Raw genomic sequence first — 19,762 nt, 5'->3', positions numbered from 1 at the left:
TTTTTTCGTTGTGACACACATCAGTTATCGCACAGGTTGCTCGGCATGTCCTGGCGCAGACGGGTCCACAATTTACCTGACTCTATACCGTACTGGCGCACCGTCATGAACACGGCCTCGTGATTCTTGGTCTCGGCCAAGCCCAGCAGCGTCTTGTAGTAGGCATCCGCCGTCTCGCGCGCCTGCTTGTCGGAGAAGTAATAGCGGCCGACCCGGCTGTACAGCCCTTTGAACCCATTGAGGATCAAGGCGTAGATCGGATTGCCGGAAGCAAAGGAGAGCTGGTGGTGCAGGCGGTAATCGAACTCGGCATAGGCCTCAGCCGTGTTCTCGACCTCATCGGCCCCGCGCAGGATCTCGGCGGCTTGCTCCGGGTTGTTGCGAATGGCGCCACGGATGAAGATGGTGCAGATGTTGGTGCGCGCCGACAGCAGTTGGGCCACCAGATCCGGCACCTTGTCCTGATCGAGCCGTGCCAGGGTCTCCAGGATGTTGAGACCCGAGGTTTCCCAGAAATTGTTGACCTTGGTCGGTTTGCCATGCTGGATGGTGAGCCAGCCATCGCGGGCAAGGCGCTGCAGCACTTCGCGCAAGGTAGTGCGAGTCACGCCAATCAGCTCGGACAGTTCGCGCTCCGCCGGCAGAATGGATCCTGGAGGAAAGCGATTGTTCCAGATGGACTCGATGATGTATTCCTCGGCAAACCCGGCAGGGCTTTGCGCTTTTATGACCATGTGGTGACTCTGTTGTAGTGCGTAAAAAGGCTCACGAATAATAGCAAAGCCGGTCATGCTGGCAAGCAGAAGGTCAGTCCTCTGCTCACATTAACCCGATCTTTTTGTTAAAAATATGTATACAGCCATATGGCCGGAGCCAAGCAACACCAAATGATGGTGATATCGACGCCTCGCCGCTGGGCAAGTACGGCGGCGTTATTTATAGTTAGCGCTCCCTTGATTAAAATCATGTGCAATCAATTTGATAAAGGTGAATATCCGGATGTTCGGGTCGAGTCGGGCTCGACTGCATAGACGCAGATACCAACAACAGAACAGAGAACCATCATTATGCCAATCAGCCTAGGGCGCGCTTTTGCAAAGAATTTTTTGGGTAATGCCCCTCGGTGGTACAAAATTGCCATCGTTCTATTCCTGCTGATCAATCCGATCGTCTTCCACATTGATCCCTTCCTGGCTGGCTGGTTGCTGGTTGTCGAGTTCATCTTCACCCTGGCCATGGCGCTCAAGTGCTACCCGCTGCAACCGGGCGGCCTGCTGGCCATCGAAGCCGTGCTCATCGGCATGACTTCAGCGAACCAGATCAAGCATGAACTGGTGGCCAACATCGAAGTCCTGCTGCTGCTGGTCTTCATGGTGGCCGGCATCTATTTCATGAAGCAGTTGCTGCTCTACGTCTTCACCAAGATGCTGGTCCGCATCCATTCCAAGACCCTGCTCTCCCTCGCCTTCTGCCTGGTGTCGGCCTTCTTGTCCGCCTTCCTCGACGCCCTGACGGTGATCGCCGTGGTCATCAGCGTCGCCACCGGTTTCTACGCCATCTATCACAAGGTGGCCTCCCGCGACGAGTTTGAGGGTCAGCATCAGGATGACGAGGACATCGACGAGTTGTCTCGCCAGCACCTGAACGAGTTCCGCGCCTTTTTGCGCAGCCTGATGATGCATGCCGCCATCGGTACTGCCCTGGGGGGCGTGTGCACCCTGGTCGGCGAGCCCCAGAACCTCATCATTGGTGAGCAGGCGGGCTGGCATTTCGGTGAATTTGCCATTCGCATGGCCCCGGTCACCATCCCCGTCTTCCTCTGCGGTCTGCTCACCTGCATCCTGGTGGAGAAATTCCGCTGGTTCGGTTATGGCACCAAGTTGCCAGAGCCTGTGCGCCATATCATGGAAGCCTATGAGCGCGACGAAGATGCCGGGCGCAGCCCGCAAGACAAGGCCAAGCTGCTGGTTCAGGCGGCGATCGCCATCTGGCTCATCACAGGTCTGGCCCTGCATCTGGCGGCGGTGGGCCTGATCGGCCTGACCGTCATAGTGCTCGCAACCTCCTTCACCGGCGTCACCGAGGAACATGCCCTCGGCAAGGCCTTCCATGAGGCGCTGCCTTTCACCGCCCTGCTCACCGTCTTCTTCAGCGTGGTGGCGGTGATCATCGATCAACAGCTGTTCAAACCGGTGATCCAGTGGGTACTGGCTGCCAAACCCGAGGATCAGCTCGCCCTCTTCTATCTGGCCAACGGCTTGCTCTCCATGGTGAGCGACAACGTCTTCGTCGGCACCGTCTACATCAACGAGGTAAAGACCGCCCTGCTCAATGGCGCCATCAGCCGCGAGCATTTCGATCTGCTGGCGGTGGCCATCAACACGGGGACCAATCTGCCGTCTGTGGCCACCCCCAATGGCCAGGCGGCCTTCCTGTTCATGCTCACCTCGGCGCTGGCGCCGCTGCTGCGCCTCTCCTATGGCCGCATGGTGTGGATGGCTCTGCCCTACACCCTGGTGCTGGGGCTGGTGGGGTTCTTTGCGGTGGAACAACTGCTCGCCCCTGCCACCGAATGGTTCTACCAGGCCGGCTGGCTGACGCAGGGGGGCGCTGTGCCAACCCTGGCACCGGCGGCACACTGATGACGCTAGGGGCCATGAGGCCCCTTTCTTTTTAAATGGGGCTCTGCTCTAATTCAGCCATTATTTTTCTCTGTGAGATCAATCAGATGATCGAGTTTCTTCGCCGTATTGCCAGCCATCGTCTGGCCTGGGGCCTGCTGGCTGCGTCTGCTCTCTGCTTCGAGCTGTGCGCCCTCTTCTTCCAGCATGTGCTGGGTCTGCACCCTTGCGTGATGTGCATCTATGAGCGGATCGCCATCCTCGGGGTGTTCGCTGCCGGCCTGCTCGGCATGGTGGCACCAGAGAAGTGGTATCTCCGCTGGAGTGCCATGCTGCTGTGGGGCTACAGCGCCTTCTGGGGCCTGAAGCTGGCACTCAAGCATGTGGATTACCAGGTGAACCCCTCCCCCTTCAATGTGTGCGAAGGTTTCGTCGACTTCCCAAGCTGGGCGCCGCTGGATCAGTGGATCCCCTGGCTCTTCTTCCCGGACGGCGATTGCAGCGAGATCAGCTGGCAGTTCCTGAGTTTCTCCATGCCGCAGTGGTTGATCGTCATCTTCGCCGCCTACCTGCTGGTGTTTGCTGTGGTCGCCATCGGCAACCTGGTCAAGGGCCGCTGCTGCAATTGACGCTGACGCCGCCATATACAACCCATACAAAAGGGAGCCATCGGCTCCCTTTTCCATCAGCGGTGCCAGTCACCCAAGCCGCTCCCGTTTCTCCATGCCCCTGTCATCTGGCTGATGGCCAGCTTCGCCGCCTACCTGCTGGTGTTCGTGGTTGTGGCAGTCGGCAACCTGGTCAAGGGCCGCTGCTGCAACTGACGCTGACGCCGCCGTATAAGACGCATCAACGCACACAAAAAGGGAGCCATTGGCTCCCTTTTCCATCAGCGGTGCCAGCCACCCAAGCCGCTCTCGTTTCTCCATGCCCCTGTCATCTGGCTGATGGCCAGCTTCGCCGCCTACCTGCTGGTGTTCGTGGTTGTGGCAGTCGGCAACCTGGTCAAGGGCCGCTGCTGCAACTGACGCTGACGCAGCCATATAAGACGCATCAACACATACAAAAAGGGAGCCATCGGCTCCCTTTTCATTCTCCGCAGTCTCTGTACTCGGTTGCACAGGCACGCACTCAACTCGCCTTGGCGGTGTGCATCCGAGCCTTCACCATGCCGACAATCATGGGCAGCAGCGAGATGCCGATGATGCCGAAGATGAGCAGGGTGAAGTTGTGGCGCACCACCGGCAGGTTGCCGAAGAAGTGGCCCGCATAGACGAACGACAACACCCACAGCAAGCCGCCAATCAGGTTGAACGCCAGGAAGCGCGGGTAGGTCATGGCTCCCATGCCCGCCACGAAGGGGGCAAAGGTGCGCACTATGGGCAGGAAGCGGGTGATGATGATGGTCTTGCCGCCATGCTTGGCATAGAAGGCGTGGGTCTTGACCAGATAGTCGCGCCGGAAGATCTTCGAATCGGGATTGCGAAACAGCTGATCCCCGAAGAAGTGGCCTATGGTGTAGTTCACCACGTTGCCGAGCACGGCGGCGATGATCAGCACCCCCGCCAGGGTGTGCACGTCCAGCACGCTGCCCACGGTGAGGGCGCCTGCGGCAAACAGCAGGGAGTCGCCGGGCAGGAAGGGGGTCACCACCAGGCCGGTCTCACAGAAGATGATGAGGAACAGGATGGCGTAAACCCAGATGCCATAGTGCTCGAACAGCTCTTTCAGGTGCACGTCAACGTGCAGAATAAAGTCGATTGCAAACAGGATCAGATCCATTTTCTCATACCCATGAAGTGAACGGCGTGGAGTCTACGCCAATGCCTTGCGCCCGACAATCTGCGGCATCGTCTCTCCCCTCATTCCAGGGTATCCAGCCCCTTCCTGACCGTTGCGGGCAGGCAGGACTCCCACCCCCAGAGCAGCAACAGCAGCAGGCTGACGTCGTCGAGCCAGCCAACGAAGGGCACCAGATCCGGGATGAGATCCACCGGACTGATGCCATAGACGAGGATGAGGATCACCAGCCCCTTGGCCCACCAGGGGGTGTCCGGGTGGCGAAAACCGGCGTAGAGGCGACGCAGGCGCCGCCAGATCAGCCAACGCTTGCCGCTCATGATTCAATCAACTCGCCGCGCAGCCGCTGGATCTGATCCCGCATGGCGGCGGCCTGTTCGAACTCCAGATCCCGGGCATGCTGGAACATCTGCTCCTCCATCCGCTTGATCTCCTTGGCGATCTCGCTGGCGGAGCGGGCATGGTACTCCCCTTGCGGCTCGGCCGCCTTGCGACTGCCTCTGCCGGGTTTGCCGGCGGTGCGGCTGCCCCCCATGTCCATCACGTCCCCCACCGACTTGTTGAGGCCCTTGGGCGTGATGCCGTGCTCCAGGTTATGGGCGTGCTGCAGGGCACGGCGCCGCTCGGTCTCCTCGATGGCCACCTTCATGGAGTTGGTGATGGTGTCGCCGTAGAGGATGACCTTGCCGTTGAGGTTGCGCGCCGCCCGGCCAATGGTCTGGATGAGGGAGCGGGTGGAGCGCAGGAAGCCCTCTTTATCCGCATCCAGAATGGCCACCAGGGAGACCTCCGGCATGTCGAGCCCTTCCCGCAGCAGGTTGATGCCCACCAGCACGTCGAATTTGCCGAGACGCAGATCACGGATGATCTCCACCCGCTCCACTGTGTCTATGTCCGAATGCAGGTAACGCACCCGCACGTCGTGATCCGCCAGGTACTCGGTCAAGTCTTCCGCCATCCGCTTGGTGAGGGTGGTGACCAGCACCCGCTCCTCCACCGCCACCCGCAGCCGGATCTCGGAGAGCAGATCGTCCACCTGGGTGGTGACGGGGCGCACCTCGATGACAGGATCGAGCAGGCCGGTGGGACGCACCACCTGCTGCACCACGTCGCCGCCGGACTTCTCCAGCTCGTAGGGGCCGGGGGTGGCCGAGACGAACACCGTCTGGGGCATCAGGGCCTCGAACTCGTCAAACTTCAGCGGCCTGTTGTCCAGCGCCGAGGGGAGCCGGAAGCCGTACTCCACCAGGGTCTCCTTGCGGGATCTGTCCCCTTTGAACATGGCGCCTATCTGCGGCACAGTGACGTGGGACTCGTCGATGATGAGCAGGCCATCCCCCGGCAGGTAGTCAAACAGGGTGGGCGGCGGCTCGCCGGGGGCACGCCCCGACAGATAGCGGCTGTAGTTCTCGATGCCGGAGCAGTACCCCAGCTCCTGCATCATCTCGATGTCGAACTGGGTGCGCTGGCTGATGCGCTGCTCCTCCACCAGCTTGTTGAGGGAGAGCAACTGCTCGCGGCGCCCCTTGAGCTCTTCCTTGATGTGATCGATGGCCCCGAGGATGGTCTCCCTCGGCGTGGCGTAGTGGGTCTTGGGGTAGATGGTGTAGCGCACCACAGTCTGCTCGATGGCGCCGGTCAGGGGATCGAACTGGGAGAGGCGCTCCACCTCCTCGTCAAACAGCTCCACCCGCAAGGCCAACTTGTCCGATTCGGCAGGGTAGATGTCGATCACCTCCCCCCGCACCCGGAAGGTGCCGCGCTGGAAGGCCATGTCGTTGCGGGTGTATTGCAGCTCGGCGAGGCGGCGCAGAATGTCCCGCTGGTTGATCACATCCCCCACCTTCAGGTGCAGCATCATGCTGAGGTAGGCCTGGGGGTCCCCCAGACCATAGATGGCCGATACCGAGGCGACGATCACCACGTCCCGCCGCTCCAGCAGCGCCTTGGTGGCCGACAGCCGCATCTGCTCGATGTGATCGTTGATGGAGGCATCCTTCTCTATAAAGGTGTCCGTGGTCGGCACATAGGCTTCCGGCTGGTAGTAGTCGTAATAGGAGACGAAGTACTCCACCGAGTTCTCGGGGAAGAACTCCTTCATCTCCCCATAGAGCTGGGCAGCCAGGGTCTTGTTGGGAGCCAGTATCATGGTCGGGCGGTTCAGGGTGGCGATGACGTTGGCCATGGTGAAGGTCTTGCCCGACCCGGTCACCCCGAGCAGGGTCTGGTGGGCGAGGCCGGACTCGATGCCATCGAGCAGGCGGGCGATGGCCGCAGGCTGATCCCCCGCGGGTTTAAACTGGCTGGCCAGCTTGAAAGGCTTATTCATGACGACTCCCGACAAAAAACGGCAAGAGAGCAGTGTACCCCGAGTTGACTGGCCTGGGTATCCGCTCTCGCCCCCTGACGGCTATTGACCCCGAAATGCGACCTCTGTATGATGCTCCTCCTTGCCTGATGTTCCCCCGTAGTTCAGTCGGTAGAACGGCGGACTGTTAATCCGTATGTCACTGGTTCAAGTCCAGTCGGGGGAGCCAATTCCTCACCATCTCGGTGCAAGTTATCCACTTTAGTGCTTTCCTCTGCCAATTTTAATGCACAAGCCGTCCCTCGCGGCACACTCCCCATTTGATCCCCGGTTCCTGGCCAGCAGCGTTTTGTTCTGCTGCGTATAACTATTTGATTTTTATAGAAACATTTTTTTACCGGTATTTTTTGAACAGTCCTTGCACCCCAGTATTGGCGCGGCTTGCAGGCTGATCGCCAAGTTTCATGAACAGGGTTATCCACAGTTTCTGTGGGTAAGTATGCCAAACCCAATGCAGGCCTAGGTTGGCAGCGATTGTCTCCGCTTTGGCGAGACGAAACATCTCGCCCCCCATTTTCTCCTGTTTTTGCCCTCCCCCCTAAATGGGTCGGGCGGGGGCGAGACCTCCTCTTCCTGCCACTTTTTTTTCGCCATGCCCCGTGCCATGGGTCAGCCTCCACCGAACGGCAAGAAGGGTTCCTTTGCATCCCTCGCTCCCCGCCAGTCAAAAATGCTGAAAACAATGCTCAATCGCCCCCTGCGCAGCAGGTAATAAATTGTCCACAGGGCTGTCACTCCTTCCCTGGTCGACAGCAGAAATCACTCATTGACAGCGAGAACGGCAGCGGAAAATAGAGGTATTTTCCCCAAGTTGCCTGCGCACCCCTCCCCTCCCCGGGGAGACCAGCACTTAACTGGCCGTTAATCCGCTTTCGCGCTTCTTTCTTGATAAGGGATCCGGCACAATATCGGCCCCACTTTTTTCCTCGGTTTTTCCGGGCATGACCATAGATTTCGTGACACTGCTACATCAAAGCGACTCCCTGCTGCTGTTCGTGGTGCTGGCCTTCGGCCTGCTGCTGGGCAAGGTGCGCATCGGCAACTTCCAGATTGGCAACACCATAGGGGTGCTGTTCACCGCCCTGCTGTTTGGCCAGATGGGGTTCCAGTTCTCCACCTCCACCGAGAACGTCGGCTTCATGCTGTTCATTTTCTGTGTGGGGATCGAGGCGGGCCCGCACTTCTTCAGCGTCTTCCTACGCGACGGCATCCACTACATCACCCTGACCCTGGTGATCCTGCTGACCGCCTTGCTGCTCACGGTGGGACTGGCCAAGTTCTTCAATCTGGGACCCGGCATGGCGGCGGGGATACTGGCGGGGTCGCTCACCTCGACCCCGGCGCTGGTGGGGGCCCAGGATGCCCTGCGCAGCGGCCTGCTCAACCTGCCCCACGGCACCGACATGCAGCCCGTGCTCGACAACATGGGCATCGGCTACGCCCTGACCTACCTGGTGGGTCTGGTGGGGCTGATGCTGGTGGTGCGCTACCTCCCCTCCCTGGCACGGCTCGACCTCAATACCGAGGCCCAGAAGATCGCCCGCGAGCGGGGGCTCTCCGACAGCGAGAGCCGCAAGACCTACCTGCCCATCATCCGCGCCTACAGAGTCGGCCCTGAGCTCGCCGCCTGGATAGGTGGCCGCACCCTGCGCGAAACCGGCATCTACCCCCACACCGGCTGCTATGTGGAGCGGATCCGCCGCAACGGCATACTGGCAAGCCCGGATGGAGACGCGGTGATCCAGGAGGGGGACGAGATCGCCCTGGTGGGTTATCCCGAGAGCCACGAGAAGCTGGACGTCAACTACCGCAACGGCAAGGAGGTGTTTGACCGCAACCTGCTCGACCTGCAGATCGTCACCGAAGAGATAGTGGTGAAGAACGACGCCGTGGTGGGCCGCCATCTGGTGGAACTCAACCTCACCGAGAAGGGCTGCTTCCTCAACCGGGTGGTGCGCTCCCAGATCGAGATGCCGTTCGATCGCAACATCATGCTGCAAAAAGGCGACGTGCTGCAGATCAGCGGCGAGAAGCAGCGGGTCAAGCTGCTGGCCAACAAGATCGGCTTCATCAGCATCCACAGCCAGACCACGGATCTGGTGGCCTTCACCACCTTCTTCGTGCTCGGCCTGCTCATCGGCTCCGTCTCCCTGGTGTTCGGCCAGATCGAATTTGGCCTCGGCAACGCCGTCGGCCTGCTGCTGGCGGGCATTCTGATGGGTTACCTGAGGGCCAACCACCCGACGGTAGGTTATGTGCCGCCCGGTGCCCTGCGCCTTGCCAAGGATCTCGGCCTCGCCGTCTTCATGGTGAGCACAGGGTTGAAAGCGGGGGGCGGCATCCTGGATCACCTCAGCGAGGTGGGGGTGGTGGTGCTCTTCTCCGGCATGCTGGTGACCACCTTGCCGGTGCTGGTGGGCTATCTGTTCGGGGTCTGGGTGCTGAAGATGAACCCGGCCCTGCTGCTCGGAGCCATCACGGGGGCCCGTACCTGCGCCCCGGCCATGGACGTGGTCAACGAAGCCGCCAACAGCTCGATCCCGGCGCTCGGCTACGCCGGCACCTATGCGGTGGCCAACGTGATGCTGACCCTGGCGGGCTCCTTCATCATCGGTTTCTGGTTCTAGCCCAGCTCCCCTTGACCCGACACTATCCGCAAAGAGGGAGCCCATGGGCTCCCTCTTTTGTCGTCGGGGCTGAGGGCTTTCAACGACCTGGGAGGGGCAGCAGGCCAGATAGCTGGAATCGTGCTATTGGCTGGCGGCGATGAAACTCAAAGAGCTAAAGCGCCCCCTGCGCGGCACTTACACTCAGTAAAACGAGTGAGGTGATCGTCATGAAACGCTTATGGATTTTCCTTGTTTGGGTGCTGGGTTCCCTGCCACTGGCCTGGAGCGCCGAAGCGGACAAGGCGGCAACCGAAGAAGAGGCGCGCAGCGCCCTCAGCTTCGCCAGCGAGGATCTCGCCAAACCCATGTTGGGGGACCTCGACGCCATGATGGAACGGCGCACCATCAGGGTGCTGACCACCTACAACAAGACCGGCTACTTCATCCACAAGGGGGTGCAACGGGGGGTCACCTACGACGCCTTCATGCAGGTTGAAAAGCGGCTCAACGAGCAGCTGCGCAAGGACAAGGCCATCAAGCGCCACCTCAAGCTGAACTTCGTCTTCATTCCGGTCGCCCGGGAAAACCTGCTGAAGGCCCTCATCGACGGCAAGGGGGACATCGCCGCCGCCAACCTCACCATCACGGACAAGCGCAGGCAGCAGGGGGTGGAGTTCAGCGCCCCCCTCATCGAGAACGTGCGCGAGCTGCTCATCTCGGGGCCGGACTCCCCCAAGGTGGAGAGCGCCGCCGATCTCGGGGGCAAGAGCATCTATGTCAGGCCCTCCTCCAGCTACTTCGAGAGCCTGATGGCCTACAACCAGGCACGCAAGGAGGCGGGGGAACCCCTCATCGACATCCAGCCCGCCTCCGAGGTGCTGGAGGACGAAGATCTGGTGGAGATGGTCAATGCCGGCCTGCTCCCCTTCATCGTCATGGATGAGCACAAGGCCCGCTTCTGGCAGAAGATCTTCCCGGCTATCCGGATCCACGAAGAGCCCGTGTTCCGCGACGGCGGCATCATCGCCTGGGCGGTACGCAAGGAGAGCACCCAGCTGCTCGCCATGCTCAACGAGCAGATCAAGGCGCTGCGGGGCAAGGCCACCGGCGAGGCCATCCTGGCCCGCTACCTCAAGCAGAACAAGTTCATCAAGAGCGCCGCCGAGGCCGAGCGCAAGAAGTTCCTGCAGGTGGTGGAGCTGTTTCGTGAATACGGCAACAAATACGACGTGGACTGGCTGCTGATCGCGGCCCAGGGCTATCAGGAGTCGGCCCTCAACCACAAGGCGCGTAGTCATGTCGGCGCCATCGGCATCATGCAGATCATGCCCGCCACCGGGAAAGGGCTCAAGGTGGGGGACATACGCCAGCTCGAGCCCAACATCCACGGCGGCGTCAAATACATGCGCTGGATGATAGATCACTACTACGCCGACGAGCCCATGACGGCCCTCGACAAGGCCCTGTTCTCGTTTGCCTCCTACAACGCCGGTCCCGCCCGGGTAGCGCGGCTGCGGGCCGAGGCCAAGAAGCGGGGGCTGGATCCCAATGTCTGGTTCCACAACGTCGAGTACGTGGCGGCCGAGAAGATAGGCCCGGAGACCGTGACCTATGTGGGCAACATCTACAAGTACTACATCGCCTACAAGCTGGTGATGGAGCAGTTGCAGCTCAAGGAGCAGGCCACCGAGACCCTCAAGCAGCAGGAGAAGATGGGCGAGAAAGTCTCGGCGGCAGAGAAATCATAGGCAGCCAGGACCAATGCCAGTTGCAGGCGGGGCTCCCTCTTCAGCAGAGGCGAGCCCCGCCTCTTCTTAGGCAAAAAGCGCCCTTCTTCCCATGACCAGAATGAACAGAATGGGTAGAACAGCCTTAATAGCCATTACGGCCAGATTGTTTTCCAATCAGACACGATTAATTAACCTCCTTGCAACAATCACAAGGAGAACACCATGTTGCAAGGAACCTTCAAGCGCACCCTGCTCTGCTGCCTGCTGGGGGCCAGCCTCGGCGTCCAGGCCAAGATAGACGAAGTCCACTTCCTGATCCCGGGCGGCGCCGGCGGCGGCTGGGACAACACGGCCCGTGGCACCGGCGAGGCCCTGACCAAGTCCGGCCTCATCACCACCGCCTCCTACCAGAACATCTCGGCCGGTGGCGGCGCCAAGGCCATCGCCCACCTGATCGAGACCTCGGCCCAGTCCGACAAGACGCTGCTGGTCAACTCCACCCCCATCATCGTCAAGTCCCTCTCCAAGGAGCTGCCGCAATCCTTCCGGGATCTCACCCCGGTTGCCGCCATCATCGCCGACTATCAGGCGCTGGCGGTGCCGCTGGACTCCCCCTATCAGAACTGGGCCCAGTTGCTGGCCGCCTATGAAGCCAATCCCGCCAAGGTGAAGATCGCCGGCGGCTCCGCCCGCGGCAGCCTGGATCACCTGGTGGCCGCCATGACCTTCAAGAATGCAGGGGCCGATGCCGGCAAGCTGCGCTACGTGGCCTATGACGCCGGTGGCAGCGCCATGGCGGCGGTACTGGCGGGGGAAACCCAGGTGCTCTCCACCGGCTTTGGCGAGGCGATGGAGGCGGTCAAGTCCGGCCAGATGCGGATCCTCGGCGTCACCGCCCCCGAGCGGATGCCGGATGCGAGCCAGGTGCCCACCTTCAGCGAACAGGGCAACCCCACCGTCTTTGCCAACTGGCGCGGCTACTTCGCCTCCCCCGACGTCAGCCCCGAGCAGTCCGCCGAGTTCGCCGCCCTGCTCAAGCAGATGTACGACAAGCCGGAGTGGGAAGTGGTGCGCGCGCGCAACAGCTGGATCAACCAGTATCAGGCCGGCCCCGAGTTCACTGCCTTCCTCAACAGTCAGGAGCAGCAAATTGGCGGCCTGATGCGCGAGCTCGGCTTCATCAAGTAACCTTCAGCCCGTGGCGGGCCAGGCCCGCCCATCGGAGTCATCATGCGACTGACCAAGGAAAGGTTCGGGGGGCTGCTGTTTTTGCTGCTCTCCCTCGCCTATGGCTATCACGCCACCCAGATCCCCGGTTACCCGGGGGACGAATATGAACCCTTTACCGCCAGCACCCTGCCCTATGCCCTGGCGGGTGTCGGGGTCCTGCTCTCCCTGATCCTGATCTGTTCCCCGGGAGGGGAGCGACTGGGCAAGGAGTCCGGCAACTGGCGGTTGGTGTTCGCCCTGCTGGGGCTGATGCTGGTCTATGGCCTAGCCCTCGGCTGGCTCGGCTTCCTCATCGCCACCATCCTGTTCCTCATCGGCGGCATCCTGCTGATGGGCGAGCAGAGCCTCGCCTTCGCCTGCAAGGTGAGCATCCCCTTCACCCTCATTTTCTGGGCCCTGCTGACCAAGGGGCTCAATGTCTATCTCGAGCCGGGTCGGCTGTTCACCCAGTTGCTGGGATAAGGAGAACCCATGTTAGACGGAATCCTGCAAGGGCTCGGCACCGCCATGATGCCCATCAACCTCTTCATGGTGGTGGTCGGCTGCTTCGTCGGCACCTTCATCGGCATGCTGCCGGGCCTCGGGCCCGTCACCGCCATCGCCCTGATGATCCCCATCACCTACGGGCTGGACCCGGCCTCCGGCATCATACTGATGGCCGGGGTCTATTACGGCTCCATGTTTGGCGGCTCCACCGCCTCCATCCTGATCAACACCCCGGGCTGCTCCGCCAGCATGATCACCGCCATCGACGGCTATCCGCTGGCCTGCAAGGGGTTCGCAGGCAAGGCGCTGGCCATCGCCGCCTACGCCTCCTTCGTCGGCGGCACCCTGTCGGCCATCTTCCTGATGGTGGCGGCCCCCCTGCTCGCCAAGGTCTCCCTCGCCTTCCAGTCGGCGGACTACTTCGCCCTCATGGTGCTCGGGCTCTCCGCGGTGGCCGCCTTTGCCGGCAAGGGCCAGGTGCTCAAGGCGCTGATCATGGCGCTGTTTGGCATCATGATCTCCACCGTCGGCATCGACCGCAGCGTCGGGGTGGACAGATTCACCTTCGGCCTGCCGGACCTGCGGGATGGCTTCTCCTTCCTGCTGCTGGCCATGGCCACTTTCGCCCTGGCGGAGATCCTGATGACGGTGCTGCGCCCGGGCAAGGACACCAGCAAGGAGGAGGCGAGCAAGCTGCAGCAGCTCGGCTCCCTCAAGCTGAGCCGGGACGAGGTCAAGGAGATAGCCCCCCCCATCGCCCGCTCCTCTGTGCTGGGGTTCCTCATCGGCGTGCTGCCGGGGGCCGGCGCCACCATCGCCTCCTTCATGGCCTATGGCGCCGAGCGCAACTTCGCCCGCAAGGGCAAGCGGGACGAGTTTGGCAAGGGCAGCCTGACCGGCATAGCCGCGCCGGAAGCGGCCAACAACGCCGCCTCCAGCGGGGCATTCGTGCCGCTGCTGACCCTGGGGATCCCGGGCTCCGGCACCACGGCCCTGATGCTGGGGGCCCTCATCGCCTACGGTATCCAGCCTGGCCCGCGCCTCTTCATGGAGCACCCGGACGTGTTCTGGTCGGTGATCATCTCCATGTATCTGGGCAACGTGGTGCTCTTGATCCTCAACCTGCCGCTCATTCCCTACCTGGCCAAGGTACTGCAGGTGCCGCGCCCCGTGCTCATCCCCATGGTGCTGCTGTTCTCGCTCATCGGGGTCTACCTGGTCTCCTTCAACACCATGGACATCTATGTGATGGTGCTGGTGGCCCTGGTGGCTATAGGGCTGCGCCTGCTGGACTTCCCCATGGCCCCCATGCTGCTCGGCTTCATCCTGGGGGGCATGCTGGAGGACAACCTGCGCCGGGCCCTGGTGATCAACGACGGCTCCCTGAGCTTCCTGTGGGAGCGCCCCATCACCCTGGGCTTCACCCTGGTCACCCTGGTGATGCTGTTGCTGCCGCTCTGGCAGTGGTGGCAGGCCCGTCGCACGCCGGTGGCGACCCTGCAATCCGACCCGACCTGATCCCAGTCATCACAAAAAGAGCGCCAACAGGCGCTCTTTTTTTTTGGGTTGGAACCGGCCACTCACCGCTGGCGATAGCGCCGCTCCGGCCGCCCGACGGTGCCGTATTCGAGCTCGGGGCTCACAAGCTGCTGGCCCACCAGAAACTCCAGGTAGCGGCGCGCCGTGGTGCGGCTCACCCCGACCCGGTTGCCTATCTCCTCGGCGCTGGCCCCCTGCTGATCGAGGGCCGCCAGCACCCTTTGCAGGGTGAGGGCGTCTATTCCCTTGGGCAGGCCGCCCGCCGCCACCTGTTGCAGCGGGGTGCCAAAGAGCGCATCCACCGCCTGCTGATCGATGTCCGCCAGGGCGGCCAGGGCGGCGCGGCTCTGGCAATATTTATCGAGGGTGTCGCGCAGTCGCTCGAACACCACGGGTTTCAAGATGAAATCCACCACCCCGAGGCGCATCGCCTCCTGCAGGGCTGCGGCCTCACGGGCGGCGGTGAGCAGGATCACGTCGAGGTGGGCCCCGCACTGGCGCAGCTCCCGCAGCAGGGAGAAGCCCTCCCCGTCCGGCAGCCACACGTCCAGCAACACCAGATCAGGCTTGAGGATGGCTATCTGCTCTCTCGCATCGAACAGGGTGAGCGCCACCCCCAGCACCTCGAACCCCGCCAGCCGCTGCACGAAGCGACGGTGGATCTCGGCAATGGCCGGATCATCCTCGACGATCAGGATCTTGATCACTCACACCTCCTTGGGAATGTAACAGACGACGCAACTTCCCTGCGCCGTGGCTTCGATGGTGATGGTCCCCTGCAGGGCATCCAGGGTCCTGCGCACCAGGGCGAGGCCGATGCCGTGGCCGGGCTCCGCCTTGCTGCTCACCCCGCGCTCGAACAAGGTGTCCGCCAGGGCGGGATCCACCCCACCGGCCCCGTCCTCCACCTCCAGGATGAGATCCTGGCCGAGATCGCTCAAAGAGACCCGGATCGGCTGATAGGGGGCGCCATGGCGGCGGGTCGCCTCGAAGGCGTTGTCGATGAGGTTGCCAAGCAGGGTCACCAGCTGGGAGCCGCTGACCCGGGCGGGGATGTCGTGCAGGCGGGAATCCGGGTCCACCTCCAGCACCAGTCCCAGCTCGTGGGCCCTGTGGTACTTGCCAAGCAGCAGACCCGCCACCTTGGGCTTGGCGATGGCCCCCATCAAAAAGCTCAGCAGGGTCTGCTCGGTGGCCGCCTCCCGGCCGATGAAGGCGAGCGCCTCCCGGGTGGCCCCCAGCTCGATGAGACCGGCTATGGTGCCGAGCTGGTTGTTGTGTTCGTGGGTCTGCACCCGCAGCAGATCGCTGTAGGCCTGCACCTGGGAGAGCTGGGCACTGAGCTCGGCCAGCTCGTCCTTGCGCCGAAAACTCGAGACGGCGCCAATCAGTCTGCCCTCCTGCACCAGGGGCAACCGGTTGACGATGAGGGACTGGCCGTTGAGCACTATCTCCTCGTCATACTGGGGCCGGGGATCCTGGATGAGGGAGAGCATGCGGCTGCCGGGCAGCAAGCGGGTGACGGGCTGGCCTATGGCGGCCTGCGCGGCCCGCTCATCGAGGCGCAGCAGCCGGATGCCGTTGGGATTGAGGGAGGTGAGCCTGCCTTGCTCGTCTATGGTGAGTATCCCCTCGCGCACCGTGCGCAGGGTGCAGTCGAGCTCCGCATAGAGGCGCCCTATCTGCTCGGGCTCAAACCCCAGCAGGGCCCGCTTGTAGCGCTTGGCCAGCCAGGCCGCGGCGGCGCTGTTGAGCAGCACGATGAGGAGGGTCATGGCGAGGCCGAAACGCAGGAAACCCTGCAGGTCCGCCTCTATGTCCCGCACCAGATAACCGACCGAGACCACGCCGATGACCCTGCCCATCTCATCCCGGATGGGCCCCTTGCCGCGCACCGAGACCCCGAGGGAGCCCTGGGCGCGGGAGATGTAGAACTCCCCCTGCAAGGCACGGGCAGGATCGTCCCCCATCATGGGTTTGCCTATCCTGTCCGCATTGGGGTGCACCAGGCGGCGCGCCTCCTCATCGCCGATGACGATGTAGCTGGCACCGACCTCGGCCCGCATCCGCTCCACCAGCACGTTGAGCCGCGCCCGATCGACCCGCTTCACCCCGGCGATGACGCCGGGCTCACGGGCCACCAGCCGCGCCACGTCCAGGGCCTGATCCCCCACCTCCCAGTAGCGCTGCTCGGCGACATAGTAGTAGCTGGCCCCGCTCAGCAGCACCAGTTGCAGCAGGCTGACCAGGCAGAGCATGAGCAGGATGCGTCCTTGCAACCCCAGCTTCATGCCTCCCTGTCACCTCGCAACAGATCGAGCAGCAGGCTGCCATCGCGCAGGGCCTTGTGCACCTGCACCGAGGTGGGCTTGGTGGGATCTTCGTAAAAATGGGTGGACTCTATCTGCAGCCGCACCAGGTATTCCGCCGGCAATTGGCTCGCCAGGGACTGGTGCAGCATGGGGAACAGCAGCCGATCGGCCCGGGTGATCTCCCCCCCCAGCAGCAGCTTGCCCGGGTTGAGCAGGCAGATGAGGTTGGCCAGCACCCGGGAGAGCCGGCCCGCCGCCTGATGCAGTATGTCCTGGCACAGGCTGTTGCCCGCCAGCGCCAGCTCGCACAGCTCACGGATATTGACGCTCGCCGGCAGATCGTGCTCCTGCATCCGCTCGCGCAGGTCCCGGTACTGGGCCTCCAGGGCCTGGTTGGTCACCAGCGTACAGGCGCAGCCGAAGCCGCCGCAGTAGCAGCGCTGGCCATAGGGTTCCAGCTGCAGGTGGCTGAGATCTCCGAGCAGGGCCGACTCGCTCTCGATGAGCTGGCCGTTGACCACCATGCCCACCCCTATGTCGTTATGGACGAACACCAGCACCGCATCGGCGCAGTTCCTGGCGGCGCCCCACTCCCGCTCGGCCTGGATCCAGGTGCGCACGTCGCCGCTCACCAGCACGGGCACCTCGAAGGCCTCTTGCAGGCTGGGCCCGAGCGGCCAGTTGCGCAGATCATAGAAGGGGAAGTGCTTGACCATGCCGGAGTGGCGCTCCACCTGCCCGGGCAGGCAGAGGGCGATACAGGCCAGCCGCAGGGCCTTCTTCGGCAGGAAAACCTCGATGGCCCGCACCAGGCTGGCCAGCAGATCGTCGCGTTCCGACTCGCTGAACAGGTGGCGATGACGCGCCAGGGAGTGGCCGGCGAGATCGAACAGGGCCATGTCCACGTAACCGCGGCCAAGACGCATGGAGAGAAACTGGAAGCGGCGCTCGTTGATGCGCAGCAAGGTCTGACGACGGCCACGGCCCACCGAGCTCTCGCCACAGGTGACCACCAGACCGCCATCGAGCAGTTCGCGGGTGATCTTGGTGATGCTGGCCGGTGAGAGGCCGGTCAAACGGGACAGATCGGTACGGGACAGTTCCTTGTGCTCTTCCAGGCTGGCGTAGACCAGACCGTAGTTGAGCTGACGGATCAAATCGATACTGCCTTTCACGATCTCATTCATAGGGTAGGGGCTAACGAAAGGAACGAATGGCGCGATTTTCCCACATTCTGCGCCGATCCCCAAATTTGCCGTCTGGAAATGACGTCCAGACGGCAAAAATGTGACTAGTAACGGAAGCGGGAGACGAGTTGACGCAATTTGTCACCCGTACCGGCCAGGGCCCGGGTGGTGGTGTTGGACTCCCCGGCGGCCTCGGTCAGCTCGCTGACGATCTGCTGTATGGCCACCAGGTTCTTGTTGATCTCCTCGGAGACCGCGTGCTGCTCCTCGGCGGCGGTCGCTATCTGGATGTTCATGTCGTTGATGGTGCTGACCGCCGTCACCATGCTGTCGAGGGAGCTGGCGATGTGGCTCGCCTCCTGCACCGTCTCCTGGCTGCGCGATTCGCTCGCCTGCATCACCTCCACCGCCTGACGCACGCCGCCCTGCAGCCGCTGCAGCATCTCGTTGATCTCCTTGGTGCTCTGCTGGGTGCGACCGGCGAGCGAACGGACCTCGTCCGCCACCACCGCAAAGCCGCGCCCCTGCTCACCGGCCCGGGCCGCCTCGATGGCGGCATTGAGCGCCAGCAGGTTGGTCTGATCGGCGATGCCGCGAATCACCTCCACCACGGATCCTATCTTGCCGGTCTCCTGGGCCAGCTGCTCGATGACACCGGAGGCGGTGTGCACCTCCTCCACCAGACGGTTGATGCTGCCGATGGCGCTGCCCACCACCTCGCGGGCTGCATCGGATTCCCGCGCCGCGTCGCTGGTGGCCGTGGCCGCGTTGGAGGCGCTGGCCGCCACTTCCTGGGCGGTGGAGCTCATCTCGGTCACCGCGGTGACCACCTGATCCGTCTCCTTGCCGTGGCCTTGCATCTGCCGGTCGGCGTGCTCGCTTAAGCTGTGCAGGCGATCCACGGCCCCCAGCAGCTGATGGCTGGTCTCCCCGACCTGGCTCACCACCGACTGGATCCGCTCCACGAAGCGGTTGAAGGCGCTGGCCAGCTGACCCACCTCGTCATGACTCTGCACCTTGAGGCGCCGGGTCAGATCCCCCTCCCCGTCGGCGATGTCATTGAGGGCTGCGACCGCATCCGCCAGCGGCCGGGTGACCCGGTTGCCGAGCACCACTGTCACCGCCAGGGTCACCCCCAGGATCACCAGAATGAGCAGCACGCTGCTCTGCAGTGAGCCGTGCATGTTCTCCTCGCGCTCGCTGCGCAGGGCCGCCAGCTCGGTGTCGATGTCATCTATGTAGAAGCCGGTCCCCACCACCCACTGGTACTTGTCGAGCACCAGGTTGAAGGAGAGCTTGGGCGCATCCCGCCCGATGGAGGGCTTGTTGGTCCAGTACTCCGAGTAGCCATCCCCCTCACGGGCCGCCTTGACGATCTCCTGAATGAGGAAGGTGCCCTTGGTATCCTTGTCCTGCCAGCGGTTCTTGCCCTCCACCTCGGGGCGAGTGGGCAGCAGCAGGGTATTGCCCTGGAAGTCGTAGACGAAGAAGTAACCGTCACTGCCATAACGCAAGGGGCGCAGCAGCTCCTTCACCCGGGCACGGGCCTCCGGGCTGTCCGGCGCGGCATACTCTTTCTCGATGGCCGTCTTGGCGAGCATCAGGTAGCTGCTGAGCAGGGCCTTGCGCTCCTTGACCGCCTTGTCTCTCGCCACCACCAGCTCGGACTCCAGGTCGCTCCTGGCCACCAGGTAGTTGCTGAGGTTGACCACCAGGGCCATCAGCAGCACGGGGATGGCCCCCAGCAACAGAATTTTCTGCTTTAGCGTCATCTTGTACTTCCTTTAGCCATTTATTGTGGGTGCTTCGTTCCTGCTCTCTCAGCCATGGAGTGCTGGCCGAAGGGGGAGTGCCTTCGCTACAATCCCGCCACCTTCTAT

General features: G+C 62.7%; 15 protein-coding genes and 1 tRNA gene. 8 read left to right on the top strand and 8 right to left on the bottom strand.

What is annotated here, in order from left to right:
- Positions 1 to 20: 20 nt before the first annotated feature.
- Entirely contained in the window at positions 21 to 734 is a 714-nt protein-coding gene (fadR, locus tag HB860_RS05630; protein ID WP_139434293.1) for a fatty acid metabolism transcriptional regulator FadR, read from the bottom strand.
- A 333-nt stretch (positions 735 to 1,067) separates the two neighbouring features.
- Between fadR and nhaB the strand changes: the two genes are divergently transcribed.
- Together nhaB and dsbB are read left to right on the top strand one after the other, a co-directional pair.
- A complete protein-coding gene (nhaB, locus tag HB860_RS05625) occupies positions 1,068 to 2,642 on the top strand; it encodes a Na(+)/H(+) antiporter NhaB (protein WP_247626003.1) in 1,575 nt (524 codons plus the stop codon).
- Positions 2,643 to 2,728: 86 nt separating this feature from the next.
- Complete coding sequence (gene dsbB / locus HB860_RS05620) at positions 2,729 to 3,250, top strand: disulfide bond formation protein DsbB (RefSeq protein ID WP_247626002.1); 522 nt, start codon at positions 2,729 to 2,731, stop codon at positions 3,248 to 3,250.
- A gap of 502 nt (positions 3,251 to 3,752) precedes the next feature.
- Here the strand turns inward: dsbB and HB860_RS05605 are convergent.
- The 3 genes from HB860_RS05605 to uvrB form a co-directional block, all read right to left on the bottom strand.
- Positions 3,753 to 4,403 (bottom strand): DedA family protein, encoded by a 651-nt coding sequence (locus HB860_RS05605; RefSeq protein ID WP_139434290.1) that lies wholly within the window; start codon positions 4,401 to 4,403, stop codon positions 3,753 to 3,755.
- A gap of 80 nt (positions 4,404 to 4,483) precedes the next feature.
- Positions 4,484 to 4,741, bottom strand: a complete 258-nt coding sequence (locus HB860_RS05600; protein ID WP_025327135.1) for a YkvA family protein — start codon at positions 4,739 to 4,741, stop codon at positions 4,484 to 4,486.
- Complete coding sequence (uvrB, locus tag HB860_RS05595) at positions 4,738 to 6,750, bottom strand: excinuclease ABC subunit UvrB (RefSeq protein WP_139434289.1); 2,013 nt, start codon at positions 6,748 to 6,750, stop codon at positions 4,738 to 4,740. Before uvrB ends, HB860_RS05600 begins: the two co-directional genes overlap by 4 nt.
- Before the next feature lie 132 nt (positions 6,751 to 6,882).
- Between uvrB and HB860_RS05590 the strand changes: the two genes are divergently transcribed.
- From HB860_RS05590 to HB860_RS05565, 6 genes are all read left to right on the top strand, one after another.
- Positions 6,883 to 6,958: transfer RNA gene (locus HB860_RS05590), tRNA-Asn, on the top strand.
- A 772-nt stretch (positions 6,959 to 7,730) separates the two neighbouring features.
- Positions 7,731 to 9,416 (top strand): aspartate:alanine antiporter, encoded by a 1,686-nt coding sequence (locus HB860_RS05585; RefSeq protein WP_139434287.1) that lies wholly within the window; start codon positions 7,731 to 7,733, stop codon positions 9,414 to 9,416.
- A 209-nt stretch (positions 9,417 to 9,625) separates the two neighbouring features.
- Entirely contained in the window at positions 9,626 to 11,146 is a 1,521-nt protein-coding gene (locus tag HB860_RS05580) for a lytic transglycosylase F (RefSeq protein ID WP_247626001.1), read from the top strand.
- A gap of 204 nt (positions 11,147 to 11,350) precedes the next feature.
- Positions 11,351 to 12,316 carry a tripartite tricarboxylate transporter substrate binding protein gene (locus HB860_RS05575; protein WP_005327879.1) on the top strand — a complete coding sequence of 322 codons (966 nt, stop codon included), beginning with the start codon at positions 11,351 to 11,353 and terminating at the stop codon, positions 12,314 to 12,316.
- 42 nt (positions 12,317 to 12,358) lie between these two features.
- Positions 12,359 to 12,820, top strand: a complete 462-nt coding sequence (locus tag HB860_RS05570) for a tripartite tricarboxylate transporter TctB family protein (protein WP_139434284.1) — start codon at positions 12,359 to 12,361, stop codon at positions 12,818 to 12,820.
- A 9-nt stretch (positions 12,821 to 12,829) separates the two neighbouring features.
- The gene (locus tag HB860_RS05565; protein WP_139434283.1) at positions 12,830 to 14,362 is read left to right on the top strand and encodes a tripartite tricarboxylate transporter permease; all 1,533 of its coding nucleotides are present in this window, start codon (positions 12,830 to 12,832) and stop codon (positions 14,360 to 14,362) included.
- Between the two features lie 62 nt (positions 14,363 to 14,424).
- Here the strand turns inward: HB860_RS05565 and HB860_RS05560 are convergent, their stop codons facing one another.
- The 4 genes from HB860_RS05560 to HB860_RS05545 form a co-directional block, all read right to left on the bottom strand.
- Complete coding sequence (locus HB860_RS05560) at positions 14,425 to 15,090, bottom strand: response regulator (RefSeq protein WP_247626000.1); 666 nt, start codon at positions 15,088 to 15,090, stop codon at positions 14,425 to 14,427.
- Positions 15,091 to 16,674, bottom strand: a complete 1,584-nt coding sequence (locus HB860_RS05555) for an ATP-binding protein (protein WP_247625999.1) — start codon at positions 16,672 to 16,674, stop codon at positions 15,091 to 15,093.
- Positions 16,671 to 17,882 (bottom strand): ROK family protein, encoded by a 1,212-nt coding sequence (locus tag HB860_RS05550; protein ID WP_139434280.1) that lies wholly within the window; start codon positions 17,880 to 17,882, stop codon positions 16,671 to 16,673. The genes HB860_RS05555 and HB860_RS05550 overlap by 4 nt, the downstream gene beginning before the upstream one ends.
- A 104-nt stretch (positions 17,883 to 17,986) precedes the next feature.
- Complete coding sequence (locus tag HB860_RS05545; RefSeq protein ID WP_139434279.1) at positions 17,987 to 19,654, bottom strand: methyl-accepting chemotaxis protein; 1,668 nt, start codon at positions 19,652 to 19,654, stop codon at positions 17,987 to 17,989.
- Between the last annotated feature and the right edge of the window lie 108 nt (positions 19,655 to 19,762).

Source organism: Aeromonas genomosp. paramedia (genome assembly GCF_023093515.1).
Taxonomy (GTDB): domain Bacteria; phylum Pseudomonadota; class Gammaproteobacteria; order Enterobacterales; family Aeromonadaceae; genus Aeromonas.
The sequence above is the reverse complement of the archived record's forward strand: the minus strand, read 5'-3'. Positions and strand labels throughout refer to the sequence as shown.

Excerpts from the sequence above, each read along its gene's own strand:
- fadR (WP_139434293.1), bottom strand. The coding sequence starts at position 734 with ATGGTCATAAAAGCGCAAAGCCCTGCCGGGTTTGCCGAGGAATACATC.
- nhaB (WP_247626003.1), top strand. The coding sequence starts at position 1,068 with ATGCCAATCAGCCTAGGGCGCGCTTTTGCAAAGAATTTTTTGGGTAAT.
- dsbB (WP_247626002.1), top strand. The coding sequence starts at position 2,729 with ATGATCGAGTTTCTTCGCCGTATTGCCAGCCATCGTCTGGCCTGGGGC.
- HB860_RS05605 (WP_139434290.1), bottom strand. The coding sequence starts at position 4,403 with ATGGATCTGATCCTGTTTGCAATCGACTTTATTCTGCACGTTGACGTG.
- HB860_RS05600 (WP_025327135.1), bottom strand. The coding sequence starts at position 4,741 with ATGAGCGGCAAGCGTTGGCTGATCTGGCGGCGCCTGCGTCGCCTCTAC.
- uvrB (WP_139434289.1), bottom strand. The coding sequence starts at position 6,750 with ATGAATAAGCCTTTCAAGCTGGCCAGCCAGTTTAAACCCGCGGGGGAT.
- HB860_RS05585 (WP_139434287.1), top strand. The coding sequence starts at position 7,731 with ATGACCATAGATTTCGTGACACTGCTACATCAAAGCGACTCCCTGCTG.
- HB860_RS05580 (WP_247626001.1), top strand. The coding sequence starts at position 9,626 with ATGAAACGCTTATGGATTTTCCTTGTTTGGGTGCTGGGTTCCCTGCCA.
- HB860_RS05575 (WP_005327879.1), top strand. The coding sequence starts at position 11,351 with ATGTTGCAAGGAACCTTCAAGCGCACCCTGCTCTGCTGCCTGCTGGGG.
- HB860_RS05570 (WP_139434284.1), top strand. The coding sequence starts at position 12,359 with ATGCGACTGACCAAGGAAAGGTTCGGGGGGCTGCTGTTTTTGCTGCTC.
- HB860_RS05565 (WP_139434283.1), top strand. The coding sequence starts at position 12,830 with ATGTTAGACGGAATCCTGCAAGGGCTCGGCACCGCCATGATGCCCATC.
- HB860_RS05555 (WP_247625999.1), bottom strand. The coding sequence starts at position 16,674 with ATGAAGCTGGGGTTGCAAGGACGCATCCTGCTCATGCTCTGCCTGGTC.
- HB860_RS05550 (WP_139434280.1), bottom strand. The coding sequence starts at position 17,882 with ATGAATGAGATCGTGAAAGGCAGTATCGATTTGATCCGTCAGCTCAAC.
- HB860_RS05545 (WP_139434279.1), bottom strand. The coding sequence starts at position 19,654 with ATGACGCTAAAGCAGAAAATTCTGTTGCTGGGGGCCATCCCCGTGCTG.